The sequence below is a fragment of the Acinetobacter sp. ANC_7588 genome (genome assembly GCF_056783995.1).
Genome location: NZ_JBWYIU010000005.1, coordinates 93,698 through 109,686, shown reverse-complemented (window position 1 = coordinate 109,686; position 15,989 = coordinate 93,698). Strand labels below are relative to the sequence as shown.

Sequence of the window (15,989 nt, the reverse complement as noted above, 5' to 3'; positions counted from 1 at the left end):
AAATTGAAAAGACAGTGGAGAATACATGAATCTGCTACTTATAGGTGTGTTACTGGCGATCATCGCCATTGCCTATCAAATCGGATTACGCAAAAGCCGTAACTTAGCAGGTCAGGGAAATAACTCTGCCGCTTTGCATTCACGTCCTGGTTACTATGGGGCATTAGTTGCGTTGTGGTGTGGTATCCCTGCATTTTTAATTTTGATTGTTTGGAACTTGGTTGAGCCAACGATCTTGGAGCAGGTGGTGCTTAATCATTTGCCACAGGATATTAAAGCAAGTCTAGATCCAGCAAGCCTAAACGTAGTTGTTGACCGTGTTCAAGCGATTGCATCCGGATTTGGTGTCAGTGATACAGCAACGTCCTATGAAGTTGCAGCTGCAGAGCAACTGAGTAAATTTTCAACTATTGCCTCTTTTGCAAAATTAGCAGTTGTCATTTGCGCTGCATTGGCAGGTTTAGTATGGGCAAAAAAAAGAATTAGCCAAGATTTTAGAGCGCGTAATCAGGTCGAGAAAGTCATCAATGTTGGCTTAGCTTTATGTTCTGGTGTAGCAATTCTTACAACACTTGGAATTGTAATGTCGATGTTTGGAGAAGCGATGCGCTTCTTCAGCTTTGTTAATCCTTTTGATTTCTTCTTTGGAACAGAGTGGAACCCGGGTTTCAGTACTTCGGGAAGTGCAGAAGGAAGCTATGGTTTACTTCCATTGTTGTGGGGTACGCTCATGGTCAGTGGGATCGCACTATTGGTTGCTGTACCAGTAGGTTTAATGATCGCGATTTATTTGGCTGAATATGCTTCTCCTCGCTTCCGTTCTTGGGCAAAACCGACCATTGAAGTTTTAGCTGGTATTCCAACGATCGTTTATGGTGTATTTGCACTCATGATTATTGGCCCATTTATTAAAACTGTAGGGGCAATGGTTGGAATTGATATCAACGCAACGAGTGCGCTCACTGCAGGTTTTGTCATGGGAATCATGATCATTCCTTTTGTGTCTTCTTTATCTGATGACATTATTACTCAAGTGCCTCGAGCATTACGTGATGGATCTTTAGGATTAGGGGCGACCAAATCTGAAACGATTCGTAAAGTGGTCATTCCAGCAGCGTTGCCTGGCATTATTGGTGCATTTTTATTGGCTGCTTCCCGTGCAATTGGCGAAACTATGATCGTAGTTCTAGCAGCTGGTAACAGTCCTCTTTTACACGCAAATCCATTAGAAGCTGTTTCGACCGTAACGATTACGATTGTTAATCAATTAACAGGTGATACTGACTTTGCAAGTCCGCAAGCATTAGTAGCTTTCGCACTAGGACTTACATTGTTTGTGATTACTTTAGGTTTGAACATTGTTGCACTTTACATCGTGCGTAAATACCGTGAGCAATACGACTAATGAGTACTTCTAATCCTAATACTCTCGAGACAGTTGATTCAGCAACAGCTGAGCAGCTTAGAGAAAAGCGTAAGAAGACTATTCAGAATTCTTTAGCTAAACGTCATCGTAAAGAAAAGACGTTCCGTTTCTTCGGTTTTTCAGCAGTGATTGCTGGCTTATTCTTCGTAGTATTGCTATTCGGTAGTATTTTAGCGAAAGGCTTGCCTGCTTTTTGGCAAAGTAGCATGAATTTGCCAATCTATTTCGATCCAAAAATTATTGAAGTTGGTCCAAAACCTGTACTGGCTGAAGGTGAGAGTCCAGCTCAGTATGAAGAACGCTTTATTGAGTGGCAGACTGAAGTTGGCATGGTGGATTGGGATGCATTGATCATCAATGCAATGATCAAACAAGATCCTCAACTTGAAGCACAACGTGATGATTTAAGCTATATCTATACGAGCTCTGAAGCATATCGTATCCGTGATATGGTGATGAATGATCCAAGCTTGGTTGGTAAAACAGTCGATGTAAAAGTCCTTGCTGATGCAAATATTGATGTGTGGCTTGCAGGTAATATTGATCGTTCTTTGCCAGATGAACAGCAACAACTTAGTCCTGAGATTCGTCAAATTGCTGATGAACTCAAGGCTAAAGGTGTCATCGAAAATTCATTTAACACGAATATTTTCACGAGTCCTGACTCTCGTAGTTCACCAGCGACATCTGGTTTAGCTGGTGCATTCATGGGCTCATTGTTCATGATGTTGATTGTAATCTTTATTTCGATTCCAATCGGCGTTGCATCTGCGATCTATCTTGAAGAGTTCGCACCAAAGAACTGGATTACAGATATTGTAGAAGTCAACATCAATAATTTAGCTGCTGTTCCATCGATTGTATTTGGTTTGCTTGGTGCTGCAATTTTTATTGGTTGGATGCATTTACCATTATCTGCTCCTTTGGTGGGTGGTCTTGTGTTAAGTTTAATGACATTGCCAACGGTGATTATTACGACACGGGCTTCTTTAAAAGCCGTTCCACCTTCGATTCGCCAAGCTGCATTAGGATTGGGTGCATCAAGACTGCAAACTGTTTTTCATCACGTTCTACCTTTGGCATTACCAGGTATTTTAACAGGTGCAATTATTGGTGTGGCTCAAGCATTGGGTGAGACTGCGCCGTTGTTGTTGATTGGTATGAGTGCTTTTGTAGCCAGTGTTCCAGCAAGTCCATTTGATCAATCTACAGCGCTGCCTGTACAGATTTTCTTGTGGCAGGGTAATGAACTTCGTAACTTCTTTGAAGGTCGTACTGCTGCAGCCATTATTGTTCTCCTTGCGATGATGATTAGCTTAAATAGTTTAGCGATCTGGTTACGTAAGAAATTTGAAGTCCGTTGGTAGTCGGAGCAAAATATGAATACAGTAACTTCGCAAGTAACTCAAAATTCCTTAAAAAAGGATCAATCAGTGAATTCAGATCAAACACAATTTACATCTCAAGATGCAAATCAAAAAACGTCAACTTCGTTTGTTTCACAATTTGACACGCAAAGCGAAAATAAAAAAGAAGCAAAATCGGATGTTGTAAAACTGAGTACAACTGATGTTCATGTTTATTATGGTGAATCTGAAGCGATTAAAGGCATTGATCTTAATATTTATCAAAATGAAGTGATTGCTTTTATTGGTCCATCTGGATGTGGTAAGTCAACATTCCTACGTACTTTAAATCGTATGAACGACACGATAGATAGTTGTCGGGTAACGGGTAAAGTCATGTTGGATAATCAAGACATTTATGATCCTAATCTCGACGTAGTACTACTTCGTGCGCAAGTGGGTATGGTGTTCCAAAAGCCAAACCCATTCCCAAAATCAATTTTTGAAAACGTTGCATACGGACCTAAACTCCATGGTTTAGCACGTGACAAATATGATTTAGAAGAGATCGTTGAAAATAGTTTACGTAAAGCGGGCTTGTGGGATGAAGTTAAGGATCGTTTGAATCAGCCTGGAACTGGTTTATCAGGCGGTCAACAGCAACGTCTATGTATTGCTCGAACTATTGCAGTTTCGCCAGAAGTGATTTTAATGGACGAACCTTGTTCAGCACTTGACCCAATTGCTACGGCTAAAGTTGAAGAGTTAATCGCTGAGCTTTCAACACAATATACTATTGCAATTGTTACGCACTCAATGCAACAAGCTGCACGTGTATCAGACCGTACTGCCTATTTCCATTTAGGTGATTTGATTGAAGTGAATTCGACAGAAAAAGTATTTACTCAACCTGATCATCAATTGACTGAGGCATATATTACGGGTCGATTTGGTTAATTAAAAATTTAGAAACATAAATAAAAAGAGTCTTCGGGCTCTTTTTTTATTACAAAAATCTGTGGATGAAATAAGGTTATTCCCTAAAATGGAATTCTTAATAAACTGATATCCAGATGACAATGAAAAAAATACCTTGTTTAACAGCATTAATGACCAGTATTTTTATGTTGAGTGCTTGCTCACATACACCAAATCAAAATCAACAAGTAACCACGCAAATCAATAGTTCGAATTTGATCGAACAACGTCTCATGAGTCATCTTAGTGCCTTAGAAGATATTGCATCAGCTCATGGCGGTAATCGCGCAGTTGGAACGGATGGTGGTAAGACAACTGCAACCTATATTATTGAAGAGGCAAAAAAAGCTGGTTTGCACGCTCAGATGTTACCGTTTGAAAATCGCAATAAGATTGTAGGTCAGAATATTATTATCGAAATCAAAGGTAAAAATCCTGATTTAGCTACGATAATCGGTGCGCATTATGATTCTGTGACCACAGGGCCTGGGATCAATGATAATGGTACAGGTGTAGCCGTTCTATTAGAGCTATTACAACATTATTCAAAATCTGAAAATCATCCTCAAAATACAATTTACCTTGCATTTTGGGATTCTGAAGAAGATGGTATCGGAGGTTCGCAAGATTTTGTTGCTAAAATGACACCTGAACAGCTGAAGGGAATAAAGGCTTATATCAATGTTGATATGGTCGGTACAAAAAATCCGAATATTTTGGTTGCTGATGTAGATAAATCTTCATTAAAAGATTTAGAAGCCCAATTTAAGTCTGCTGGATTATCTGAATCTGACTATAAACCAATGATTGATGGCTTAAAGTCTTTACCTAGTCATCCAGAAGATACTGCGCTTGAAGAACATTTAAAATCATTCTTTAAAGCAAAGAACTTAACGATCAAAGAAGACATCACCACTTTAACAGCAAGCGACACAGCACCATTTCTAGGAAAAGTGCCGGTCACATCGATCATTTTATTTAATGAACAAGAACGTCCAGGTGCAAACGAGGGGGAGATAATTTTAGATTTTGCGCCATGTTATCACCAAGCTTGTGATACCAAGGATTTAGTTGATCCAAAATCTATGATTATGGCTCTAGAGGCGATTCAACATCTGTTAAAAGTCACCAACACTCAATAGTTGAGATGACTGAAGAATTATTTAGGCGTATCTCATTTGAATTGCATCATAGGGTGCAATTCAATTTTTTTTACTGAATAAAAAAGATTTATTCGTAAACTCGATCGAAAATATGTCTTAAAGCAGTTTTGCTATCTAGCTGAATTTTGCAATACACAGTAGAATATGCGCTCTCTTCAAGTCACATTGTGGCATGGTTCAAAAGACCATCCCGTGGAGCCAAAATCAGCATGTTTATCGTGGCCGGTGCACCAGCACACTCTTCTTTTAAGCAAACGCAACTATTAACTCGTTTACAGTCAATTAGTTCGGTTCAATCAATAGAAAGTCAATGGGTTTATTTATTCGACCAAGCGCTCAACGAGCAACAACAGCAATCCGCTTTACAGCTTCTAAATGATGGTGCGTCATTTGAATTACGCCAAGCAGCCACAGATGAGATTCAAATCTTAGTCACTCCACGCGTAGGCACAATTTCGCCGTGGTCTTCAAAAGCGACCGATATTTTCGCGAACTGCAACACACCGGTTCATCGTCTTGAACGCGGTGTTTTGTTTACTTTGAAGGGTGTAAAAGACGTTTCAAATGAAATTAAGCAAATTCTGCATGACCGAATGACAGAAAGTGTTTTCAATCAAATTGACGATGCTGCTGCTTTATTCACTGAAACTGAGCCAAAACCGCTGAACTCGATTGATATTCTAGGTCACGGTAAAGAAGCGCTCGTAAAAGCAAACTCTGAATTTGGTTTTGCTTTATCGGATGAAGAAATTGATTACTTAACTGATGCATTTATCAAGTTAGGTCGCAATCCGCATGACATTGAACTCATGATGTTTGCACAAGCGAACTCTGAGCATTGTCGTCATAAAATCTTTGGTTCAGAATGGACAATCGATGGTGAAGTTCAACCATTGTCATTGTTCCAAATGATTAAAAATACCTATAAAGAATCGCCTACAGATGTATTGTCAGCATATAAAGACAATGCTTCAGTGATTGTTGGTTTTGATACGCAACGTTTTTACCCGAAAAAAGATGAAAACGGCCATTATGTTTATAAATATAAGAGCCAAGCTGCCCACATCTTAATGAAAGTGGAAACCCACAACCATCCTACAGCGATTGCACCATTTGCAGGTGCGGCAACAGGTTCGGGCGGTGAAATCCGTGATGAAGGTGCAACAGGTCGTGGTGGTAAGCCAAAAGCAGGCTTAACAGGTTTCACTACATCTAACTTGAATATTCCAGGCTTCGAACAGCCATGGGAAGAAAACTACGGTAAACCATCTCGTATGGCATCTCCACTTCAAATTATGATTGAAGGTCCATTGGGTGGTGCTGCATTTAACAACGAATTTGGTCGTCCTGCGTTAAATGGTTACTTCCGTACATTTGAGCAAAATGTAAATGGTGATGTAAAAGGTTTCCATAAGCCAATTATGATTGCTGGTGGTTACGGTAACATCCGTCCTGACCACGTTGAAAAAGATGCGATCCAACCGGGCGATTTATTGATCGTGCTTGGTGGTCCTGCAATGCTCATCGGTCTTGGTGGTGGCGCTGCTTCTTCTGTAGATAGCGGTACAATGGGCGAAAGCTTAGACTTTGCTTCTGTACAACGTGAAAACCCAGAAATGGAACGCCGTTGCCAAGAAGTCATTGATACTTGCTGGCGTATGGAAGACCACAACCCAATCGTGTCTGTACATGACGTAGGTGCTGGTGGTATTTCAAATGCGATGCCTGAACTGGTAAATGACCACGAATTAGGTGCAAAACTTGATCTTCGTAAAGTACCATCATTGGAGCCAGGTATGGCGCCAATGGAAATTTGGTCAAATGAAGCGCAAGAGCGTTATGTATTGGCGATCCGTCCATCTTCATTAGAATTATTTGAATCAATCTGTGCGCGTGAACGTTGTCCGTTTGCCGTATTAGGTGAAGCGACTGAAGCGCGTCATTTAACGGTTGAAGATCCATTGTTTGGTAACAACCCAGTTGATGTACCAATGCAAGTGATCTTAGGTGGTACGCCACGTATGAGCCGCGCGTATGACTGTATCGAACGTCACGGTGATGACTTTGATGCTGCACAAGTGACTGATCTTAAAGATGCGATTTACCGTGTGATTAAGAACCCAACAGTTGCGTCTAAATCATTCTTAATTACCATTGGTGACCGTTCAATTACAGGTATGGTTGCACGTGACCAAATGGTTGGTCCATGGCAAGTGCCTGTAGCAGATGCTGCGGTAACAACAACAAGTTTAGTGGGCTACACAGGCGAAGCAATGGCAATGGGTGAACGTCCACCTGTAGCATTGTTAAATCCTGCGGCATCTGCACGTTTAGCAGTGGCTGAGTCAATCACCAACATCATGTCTGCAAAAATCGAGAAAATCAGTGACATTAAATTGTCTGCGAATTGGATGGCTGCAGCAGGTCAAGTAGGCGAAGATCAAGCATTATTCGAAGGTGTAAAAGCCATCGGTATGGAAATGTGTCCTGCGCTTGGTATCGCAATTCCTGTAGGTAAAGATTCTTTATCGATGCGTACGACTTGGAATGACGAAGGTGAAGATAAGTCTGTAACTTCTCCAATGTCAGGTGTGATCACAGCATTTGCACCAGTGACTGATGTGCGTAAGACATTGACACCAGAATTGAAAAACTTAGATTCAGTACTTGTACGTATTGATTTGTCTAAAGGTCAATTCCGTCTAGGTGGTTCGATCCTTGCGCAAGTGTATAAAGCAATTGGTTCTGTAACGCCTGACGTAGATAGCTTCGATGACTTCAAAGCATTCTTTGCATTGGTGCAAGATTGGAACAACCGTGGCTTAATCAAGGCTTACCATGACATCGGTGATGGTGGTTTAATCGCAACTGTTGCAGAGATGATGTTCGCTTCACGCTTAGGTGTGGCTTTAGAAGATCAATCTGTAGCAAGCTTATTTGCTGAAGAAATTGGTGCAGTTTTACAAATTGCTAAAGCTGATTGGGATACACTACAGGCTGAAGTTTCAGCATCAAGCTTAAAAGATGCGATCAGTGTCGTTGGTACAGTGAATACTACTGATACGCTAACGATCAATGGTTTAACGCTTGATCGTGTTGAACTGCAACAAGCGTGGACTGAAGTGTCACATCAGATTCAACGTTTACGTGACAACGTGGAAACTGCAGATCAAGAATATAGTCTAATTGCGAATAAAGATCATAAAGGTCTTATTGCAAAAGCGACATTCGATTTGAATGAAGAAATTGAAGCACCGTATATCAATACACGTCGTCCGAATATGGCAATCTTGCGTGAGCAGGGTGTAAATGGTCATGTGGAGATGGCAGCTGCATTCGACAAAGTTGGTTTCAATACGATTGATGTCCATATGAGTGACCTACTCGCTGGTCGTGTAAGCCTTGATGAATTTGAAGGTTTAGTGGCATGTGGTGGTTTCTCTTACGGTGACGTTTTAGGCGCTGGTGGTGGTTGGGCGAAGTCAGTATTGTTCAATCCTAAACTTCGTGATCAATTTGAGAAATTCTTTAACCGTCAAGAAACATTCTCACTCGGTATCTGTAACGGTTGCCAAATGTTGTCTCAATTGGCTCCACTCATTCCAGGTGCTGAAAACTGGCCACGTTTCCATCGTAACGTATCAGAAATGTTTGAAGCGCGAGCTGTAAACGTTCGTGTTGAAAAATCTAAATCTGTACTGTTAGAAGGTATGGAAGGTTCGATTTTACCAATTGCTGTGGCGCATGGTGAAGGTCGCGTTGTTGCAGCGGACAGCTCTATTGCTGCATTGAATGCGGGTAATCAAGTGACTTTACGTTATGTTGATAGCCAAGGTAATCCAACTCAACATTACCCATTGAACCCGAACGGCTCACCTGAAGCAATTACAGGTGTGACTTCAACTGATGGCCGTGCAACGATTATGATGCCTCATCCAGAGCGTAACTTCCGTGCGATTCAGCACTCTTGGAAACCTGAAGATTGGGATCAAGATGGTGCATGGTTACGTATGTTCCGTAATGCTCGTAAGTTTATTGGTTGATTAAATCAATAGATTGAAAAAGCCACCATAAGGTGGCTTTTTCATAGGTAAATTATTGTTTTGAAGATGTAGAATTGAGTTGAAAAAAAATAAAGAGTTCTCAAATGTCTGGTCTAATTTAAAAAGTATTACACTTGCGTGAATTGCTAATAGCTAGGGCTACAGATAGTTATGAAAAAGGTACATCAGAGGCATTTCAAGAGCTTAGAAAAGAATTGCTGATAAAAAAACATTTTATGGATATATTCCATTTATTGTTAAAGATACAAATACCTTAGATGAGTTTGAAGCGAGAATTAAAATGGGATTTTAAATCTTATGTGGAACGTGAGAATTATATTTATTCAGAATTTAAAGAGTTATTGAATGTTTTAGAAAGTAGAAATACTTCTCCCTTAGATCAAGTAGTGGAGTTGAGAATTAACGAATTAAGTTCTGATTATATTCATCAAATATGGCAGAAAGCATTAGAGCGGAGAGTAACTGATCCTGATGGTGCTATTACATTAGCAAGGACACTTTTAGAGTCGACTTGTAAATATATTCTTGATGAACATTAAATTGACTACGGAAATGCGCCTGATATTAATCAACTATATAGATTAGTCAGTAAAGAATTAAATTTAGCACCTTCTCAACACACAGAACAAACTTTTAAACAGATTCTTGGAGGATGTAGTTCAGTGATTGGAGGCTTAGGATCATTGAGAAACAAAGTAGGGGATGCACATGGTCAGGGCAAAAAGAATTTTAAGCCTGCATCGCGTCATGCTGAATTGGCAGTCAATTTAGCTGGAACAATGTCAGTTTTTTTATTTTCAACGTGGAGCTTAAAAGAAAATAGTGAATAAATTTATTAATAAAAAGCATTGTTAAATAGTATCTTAAATTTACCTTATGGAAAAATAAATTTAGATTCGCTAACATGAGCTTATTCAGCCACCATTTTGGTGGTTTTTTGTTTTTATAGATTTGGTTTCAAAATCTTTCTCCCACTGGACTTGGTTTGGTTTTTGCTTTTATATAGAGGTTAGGACAAGTGTGTTTATTGGACATATAGCTAACCATAATAAGTAAGAATTTAATGCGGTTCGTTTTTAACTCAGGTATGAGGTGACGATATGACCAAAACAATGATGATACTGAACAAAAACGAGTTGAGGCAAAAAGGCTGGAAGCTATTCGCTTTTGTGGCCAGTCTTCAAATCCTATTTTTAATTGCAGGTTATTTCTTAACTGCGTAAAAAAAAGCCACCTTAAGGTGGCTTTTTTTAAATTCGAATTTAAAGCTCAGTTAATGAATCTTTAAGTTGATGCTGATCGAATAAATGATTACAAGCTACGACATTGTCCTTCTTTGTCCCCCTTAACGCGGTTTTGTCCGCCTTTTGGAGTTTGGCTATTTGACTCACATTTTAAATTACCATCGACCTGATTTGCAGTAACCTGAATGCTTGAACGATTTTCTTTAAGTTCAATATTGCCATCTACACGGTTATTGTGCAGTTGGATCGTTTTACCTTTTTCAAGTTGAATATTGCCGTAAATGCTATTGTTTTTAGCCGTCACTTGACCAAAATTTCCTTTAGATTCGAGGTTACCATCAATCGTGCTATTTAAAATAGTTGCTTGCGCATTTGAATAGAGCATTACATTGCCTTTGACCGTAACTTGATCAAGCGTACATGGTTGTTTCACTTTTATATTGTCATCAATGGTTTTATTCTTAATTACACCGTTACAATTAAAGTCAGCGAGCGCTGGAACAGACAAACCTAAAAGTAGGGATGATAAAATTAACTTATTCATTTTAAACTCCTTTCATTATAATATGTTCATAATTGAACCATGTCATGATATGAAAGAAATGTGACAATCCTTTGAATACTCAGCTAATTTTTTTGCTTTAATGATAATTTGTATAAATAAAACTTAATAATGACTATTTTGTTCAATAACGGAATATATCCAAACAGTCACTCACAAGTAGTGAGGCAGATTTTTATCAAAAGCCCTCTATAAGTTAATTCTACTATTTCAATAAACAATTAAATAAAGCATTTTTTAGAGTAAAATTTTTTTTAAATTGTAGAATTTATATGAATAATATATTTGGAGCTAAAAAATACCTAATTAAACTGAGTAACTATTGTTTAACTTTAAAACTCAATCGAGTCATCAGATTGTTCGTGGTTTTAATATTTTATAAATTTTAGATTTTAGAATAGTCACTATGAAAAAAATATTGATCTTAACAGGCTTGGCACTTATGTGCAGTCATGCTTATCCAACAAATATTACAGTTGATAAACTGATGAATTTAAATTCTTTAAACTGTCAAGCGTCAGCGCAAATCTTTCAAATTTCAAATGATCTTAATGAACAAAAAAGCGTGGAATTAAGGTAAATTAGACGAAACAGGAAGTTAAATTAGCCCATGATGTTTATCAGGGAATCTATGCTTATCAAAATTATAAAACCAAACATATGGTTCAAGATGATTTTGCTGTGAACTTTAAAAAGTATGGTGTGCGAGTCATCAAAATTGCATTTCAAGCAATTAAAACTTCAGAGAGTGAATCAGGCGCTTATTATTTTATTTTTCAAGGTCACCCATCGACTGTACTTTATCAACTGAAAAAATACTTTGGCGAGAAGTGGATTAGTGAGCTGAGCTTGGATGAAACACCTCAGGGAAATACCAAGTTAAGCTGTGTATATAGGATGAAGGAAGTCAAATAAACATATCTAACAAATTTCGACCATGATCATAAGACACTTTGTTTATTAATCCTGACGTTAGCCAAAAAATTCAGCAGAATAAAGCCACCTAACGGTGGCTTTATTCGTTTAAACAGTAAGTTGGATCTGTTTCAGAACTGCTCTCAAAGTATTTTCAAAATCAAAAGATTCATTGGTACTGTCTTGATAACGCCAAGCAACATAGCCATCTGGACGTACTAAAACAGCACCAGATTCATGAATTTCAGACTTCGCATTCCATGTACCATAGACATCACGATAATCTCTTGAACCGATTTGAATGACATCTAAGTACTCAAGATTAAGCTGTTCAGCAGCTTGTTTCCAGCCTTTGCCTGAGAGGCCTGTGAGTAAGGTAAAACGACCTTTGCCCGTAATATCCAGAGTTGAAACTTTTTGACCTTTAGCATTGATGAGCCAAGTATGCGGTACTTTTGCTCCAGGGCGTGTAGTGGCTTGTAGGTAAAGTTGATCATCTTGTTTAAATACTTCAGGTTCTGATTCAGAGATGACCGCATTTGAGCTATAACGCTGATTCAGTTCAACACCTTGAGCATTAAATTCAAAATTTTTAATTGCTAATGCATTGTAGAGTTTTGTACGTATTTCAGCGCCTTGTTCATTTTCAGCAAAAATACGCTCCAGCATTTGCTTTTGGGTTGTTACACCTTGATCAAAACCAAAAACTTCTTTGAGGTGTTTATAATCAAATCGTGATTGGTTGGCACGTGCAACAATTTGCTTACCTACAGGCGCACGTTCAACGGTATAAGAATCGAGAAGCGTAGGTTGAGACCAACCTTTAACTGCATATGCAAGTTTCCAACCGAGGTTAAAGGCATCCTGCATGCAGGTATTTGAGCCTAAACCACTTGATGGTGGATGACGATGTACGGCATCGCCACCACAGAACACGCGACCTTTCGAATATTCAGTTGCCCATGTTTGGTTCACGTACCAATAAGACAATTTTTGAATTTCGACATCTTCTACATGCTCACCAACGAAGGCATCAAGGCGTGCGCGAACTTGTTCTTCAGTCACTTGAGGCTCACCTTTAGAAATATCGAAGCCCCAACCCATAATCCACTCATTCCATGGGGTGATAGCACGCAATAGCCCCATACCTAAATCACCAAAACTGGCTTCAGGATTGACAATCCATTGCAAAATCGCAGGACGGTGCTGAACGTATTTAGACAAATCTGCCTTGAAGGTTACATAGACTGTACCAGCCCGTGCCATCACGCCTTCAAGGGGTAATCCAAGCTGTTCAACGACTTTTGAACGTGCACCATCCATTCCCACCAAGTATTTGGCGCGTAAATTGAATTCGGTACTGGTTATCCGATTGAGGAAAGTCGCAGTCACACCGTGTTCATCTTGTACGTGAGATAAATATTCAGTATTGAAGTTAAAAATAGCGCCTCGCTTAGCCGCATTTTTAACGAGTAGCGCTTCCATTTTAGGTTGGATAAGATCTACTAAAGGGCATGGACTTCCTTTGATATAATCGCCATGACGTTCATCGCCTGTGCCCCAAGCACTGATACGAGCAATTTCTTCACCGACTAAACTGGTTGTGATGAGGCTTTCACCCATGTGTTCCCAAGGTGTTGCGATTTCCTTCACCTGTTCTTCGATACCTAAATCACGGAGGACTTCCATGGCACGTTGATTAGTAATATGTGCACGAGGACTGTTGGCTAACCAATTAAACTGGGTAAACAATTGAACTTTGACGCCATAATTGGCAAGGGCAAGCCCCAGAGTTGAACCAGCAGGACCAGTACCAATGACAAGAACATCAGTGTCAAAATGTTGAGACATGCTTTTTCCTAAATGAATTGAATACATGGGGAGAGTTTTTGAATTGAGTCAGTCTAGAAAAAAAGTGCAGTGATCTATAGTCGTATTCATATAAACTATCGATCTATATAAAATTCAAAGTAATGAACGTGCACTTATGCACGATGGGCTGATTGAGATATGGAATTACGACATTTACGGTATTTTATGACTGTTGCTCAAGAGCAAAGCTTTACTAAAGCTGCCGAAAAGCTCTATACCGCACAACCATCACTCAGTCAGCAAATTAAAGATCTTGAACAGGAAGTCGGTGTTACTTTATTTGATCGGACCACTCGTAAAGTCAAACTGACTGATGAAGGGGAAGCATTTTTAAAATACGCAGCTTTGACGCTGGACAATGCCAAGCAAGCTGTAGCTGCAGCTAGACAGGTCGCTCAGCAAAAGAATAATCAGATTCACATTGGATTTTTGAATGTGGCTGAACTGAAACTGATGCCTAGCATTCTGGCGCAGTTAAGAAAGAATATTCCTAATCTTAAAATTCATTTACACAGTTTGACTTGTACTGAGCAAATACAAAAACTTAGAAATGCTGAACTTGATATATGTTTTACTCGATACAAAATGGATCATTCAGATTATGAAGATATCCATATTCTGACAGAACAAATTTATTTGGTGGCTGCGGACAATCTTCATCCTTCAGAACGGACATTGAAACTACAAGAGTTAAAAAATTCATCAGTGATTATGTGTGAACAAAATGCTTCACCAATATTCTATGACAAATTAAATGTTCTAGTTCCCTTCGAAAAGATGGATGATCAAATGCTGTGGGTGACTAATGTATTACAGCATATCAATCTGATTAATTTGGGAATGGGCTTTAGTTTTGCTCCCGAATACCTCCTGAAGTTTTTAAATCATAATATCAAAATTGTGAAAACAGATGAGCAATTACCACAGCTTGGTCTATATGCGAATTATCATCGTCATTCAAACAATATTGCATTGAAAATGATTACTGAAGCCCTTATGCAAATGACAACAGAGCGGAAAAGAGTGGAAGAGGTTATTCATGCTTAAACTGATCTATTTTGTACCAGAATCACATCTAGAGTTGACGAAACAGGCAGTATTTGAAGCAGGTGCAGGCGGGATCGGTGATTATGAGCAATGCGCTTGGCAGGTCAAGGGCTTAGGTCAATTTAAACCTGTCAATGGGGCTCAACCATTTATAGGTCAAGTCGGAGAGCTTGAACAAGTTGAAGAGTGGCGTGTAGAAACTATTGTGCCTGAAGATAAAGCCATAGATGTGGCACGTGCATTAAAAGCCAGTCATCCTTATGAAGAACCAGCTTTTGAATTCTTACACATTATCTCTATTGACCCATGATCGGTTGAATTTTGTATGCGCTGACGATACGAGGATGGAGATTCTCCTGTCCAATATTTGAAGGCTCGAGAAAAGGCTGATGGCTCTGAAAACCCTGTTAAATAGACAATTTCATCATGTTTGAGTGCGGTTTTCGCTAGTAACTGACGAGCAAGTTTTTGTCTGAATGACGTTAGAACATTCTCGTAATTCGTTCCAATATCTTTGAGTGAAATTTGGATTTTACGCGGGGAGAGTTTAAGAATTCTTGCGATATCTTCTAGAGCGAATTGTCTTAATTTTAGTTGTTCGCCTAAAGCCTCTTCAATTTTAATGACTAGTTCATGTTTATCTACAAGTTCAATGTGCTTCTCAATGATAGCTTGATGTAACAGAAATAAATCAGGCTGAGCAGACGGAGAGGCATATTCTAGAATTTCTGCTTTGAATTTTATACAACCATAAGGCTGATTAAAATAAACTGGGCAATGCCATAGCTCATGATATAAGTCCTGAAATTCTGTATTGTCGTAGCTGAGCCAAATTTCTTGTGCTTGAAATTTTCCCTGACTGATATAATCAAAAAAAGATAAAACAATGGTAATCGTACATTCTAAATAATGACGGACAGGGTGATGAAAACCTTTTAGGGTAACGGTGTCATCTTCTATGTGAAGTTCAATATCCAATCCTGTAGTGAAATATTGATAGTATTTCATTGCTATTTTTAATGCATCGCCAAAATTTGCACTACTTAAAAAAATGTATTCAAAAAGTTGACCACGAAAAGTGGGGAGATGGTGACCGACAGTTAAACCAATATTGGAATTTTGTGTAATAACTTCTGTGAGTTCCCAGAATTTTTTTTGAACACGATTGTCATATCTTAAATCGCGTTGAGGATAGTCGATTGGATGTTGTAACGCATTTAATTGCGAAAATATTAAATCCACATCAACGCCCATATTTTGCAGTGTCTCGTATACCATGCTTGGAAAAATACCAGCATCGGTTCTGATTTTACTTTTTCTTGCGCTCATACCGATATTCAAGACTCAAGTCATGCATTGGAAAAACTAAGGA

The 15,989-nt window shown here is 38.9% G+C and carries 14 protein-coding genes; 11 read left to right on the top strand and 3 right to left on the bottom strand.

Going from position 1 to position 15,989, the window contains the following annotated elements; translation table 11 throughout:
• The first annotated feature begins 25 nt into the window (after window positions 1–25).
• From pstC to AC1M9J_RS06710, 8 genes are all read left to right on the top strand, one after another.
• Complete coding sequence (pstC, locus tag AC1M9J_RS06745) at window positions 26–1,405, top strand: phosphate ABC transporter permease subunit PstC (protein WP_481595950.1); 1,380 nt, start codon at window positions 26–28, stop codon at window positions 1,403–1,405.
• Complete coding sequence (gene pstA, locus AC1M9J_RS06740) at window positions 1,405–2,793, top strand: phosphate ABC transporter permease PstA (RefSeq protein WP_481952057.1); 1,389 nt, start codon at window positions 1,405–1,407, stop codon at window positions 2,791–2,793. Before pstC ends, pstA begins: the two co-directional genes overlap by 1 nt.
• A 12-nt stretch (window positions 2,794–2,805) precedes the next feature.
• Window positions 2,806–3,729, top strand: a complete 924-nt coding sequence (pstB, locus tag AC1M9J_RS06735) for a phosphate ABC transporter ATP-binding protein PstB (protein ID WP_035267112.1) — start codon at window positions 2,806–2,808, stop codon at window positions 3,727–3,729.
• Between the two features lie 116 nt (window positions 3,730–3,845).
• A complete protein-coding gene (locus AC1M9J_RS06730) occupies window positions 3,846–4,892 on the top strand; it encodes a M20/M25/M40 family metallo-hydrolase (protein ID WP_481595951.1) in 1,047 nt (348 codons plus the stop codon).
• 230 nt (window positions 4,893–5,122) lie between these two features.
• Window positions 5,123–8,956: a phosphoribosylformylglycinamidine synthase gene (purL, locus tag AC1M9J_RS06725; protein WP_481595952.1), complete on the top strand. Its 3,834-nt coding sequence runs from the start codon at window positions 5,123–5,125 to the stop codon at window positions 8,954–8,956.
• Between the two features lie 278 nt (window positions 8,957–9,234).
• Entirely contained in the window at window positions 9,235–9,516 is a 282-nt protein-coding gene (locus tag AC1M9J_RS06720; RefSeq protein ID WP_481952056.1) for a hypothetical protein, read from the top strand.
• Window positions 9,517–9,807, top strand: a complete 291-nt coding sequence (locus AC1M9J_RS06715; RefSeq protein ID WP_481952087.1) for an abortive infection family protein — start codon at window positions 9,517–9,519, stop codon at window positions 9,805–9,807. It begins immediately after the preceding gene.
• Window positions 9,808–10,077: 270 nt separating this feature from the next.
• A complete protein-coding gene (locus tag AC1M9J_RS06710; protein WP_481952055.1) occupies window positions 10,078–10,200 on the top strand; it encodes a KGW motif small protein in 123 nt (40 codons plus the stop codon).
• 88 nt (window positions 10,201–10,288) lie between these two features.
• Here AC1M9J_RS06710 and AC1M9J_RS06705 read toward each other — a convergent pair whose 3' ends face one another.
• On the bottom strand, window positions 10,289–10,765 hold the full coding sequence (locus tag AC1M9J_RS06705; protein WP_481595954.1) for a hypothetical protein: 477 nt from the start codon (window positions 10,763–10,765) through the stop codon (window positions 10,289–10,291).
• A gap of 699 nt (window positions 10,766–11,464) precedes the next feature.
• On the opposite strand from AC1M9J_RS06705, the gene AC1M9J_RS06700 reads away from it, so the two are divergent.
• The gene (locus AC1M9J_RS06700) at window positions 11,465–11,698 is read left to right on the top strand and encodes a hypothetical protein (RefSeq protein WP_481952054.1); all 234 of its coding nucleotides are present in this window, start codon (window positions 11,465–11,467) and stop codon (window positions 11,696–11,698) included.
• Window positions 11,699–11,806: 108 nt separating this feature from the next.
• Here AC1M9J_RS06700 and AC1M9J_RS06695 read toward each other — a convergent pair whose 3' ends face one another.
• Window positions 11,807–13,549 carry an FAD-dependent oxidoreductase gene (locus AC1M9J_RS06695; RefSeq protein WP_481595955.1) on the bottom strand — a complete coding sequence of 581 codons (1,743 nt, stop codon included), beginning with the start codon at window positions 13,547–13,549 and terminating at the stop codon, window positions 11,807–11,809.
• 159 nt (window positions 13,550–13,708) lie between these two features.
• On the opposite strand from AC1M9J_RS06695, the gene AC1M9J_RS06690 reads away from it, so the two are divergent.
• Entirely contained in the window at window positions 13,709–14,617 is a 909-nt protein-coding gene (locus AC1M9J_RS06690) for a LysR family transcriptional regulator (protein ID WP_481587770.1), read from the top strand.
• Window positions 14,610–14,927, top strand: coding sequence for an NGG1p interacting factor NIF3 (locus tag AC1M9J_RS06685; protein WP_481595956.1), 318 nt, complete (start codon window positions 14,610–14,612; stop codon window positions 14,925–14,927). The genes AC1M9J_RS06690 and AC1M9J_RS06685 overlap by 8 nt, the downstream gene beginning before the upstream one ends.
• Here the strand turns inward: AC1M9J_RS06685 and AC1M9J_RS06680 are convergent.
• Window positions 14,876–15,946 carry a helix-turn-helix domain-containing protein gene (locus AC1M9J_RS06680; RefSeq protein WP_481952053.1) on the bottom strand — a complete coding sequence of 357 codons (1,071 nt, stop codon included), beginning with the start codon at window positions 15,944–15,946 and terminating at the stop codon, window positions 14,876–14,878. The genes AC1M9J_RS06685 and AC1M9J_RS06680 overlap by 52 nt on opposite strands.
• Window positions 15,947–15,989: the final 43 nt, after the last annotated feature.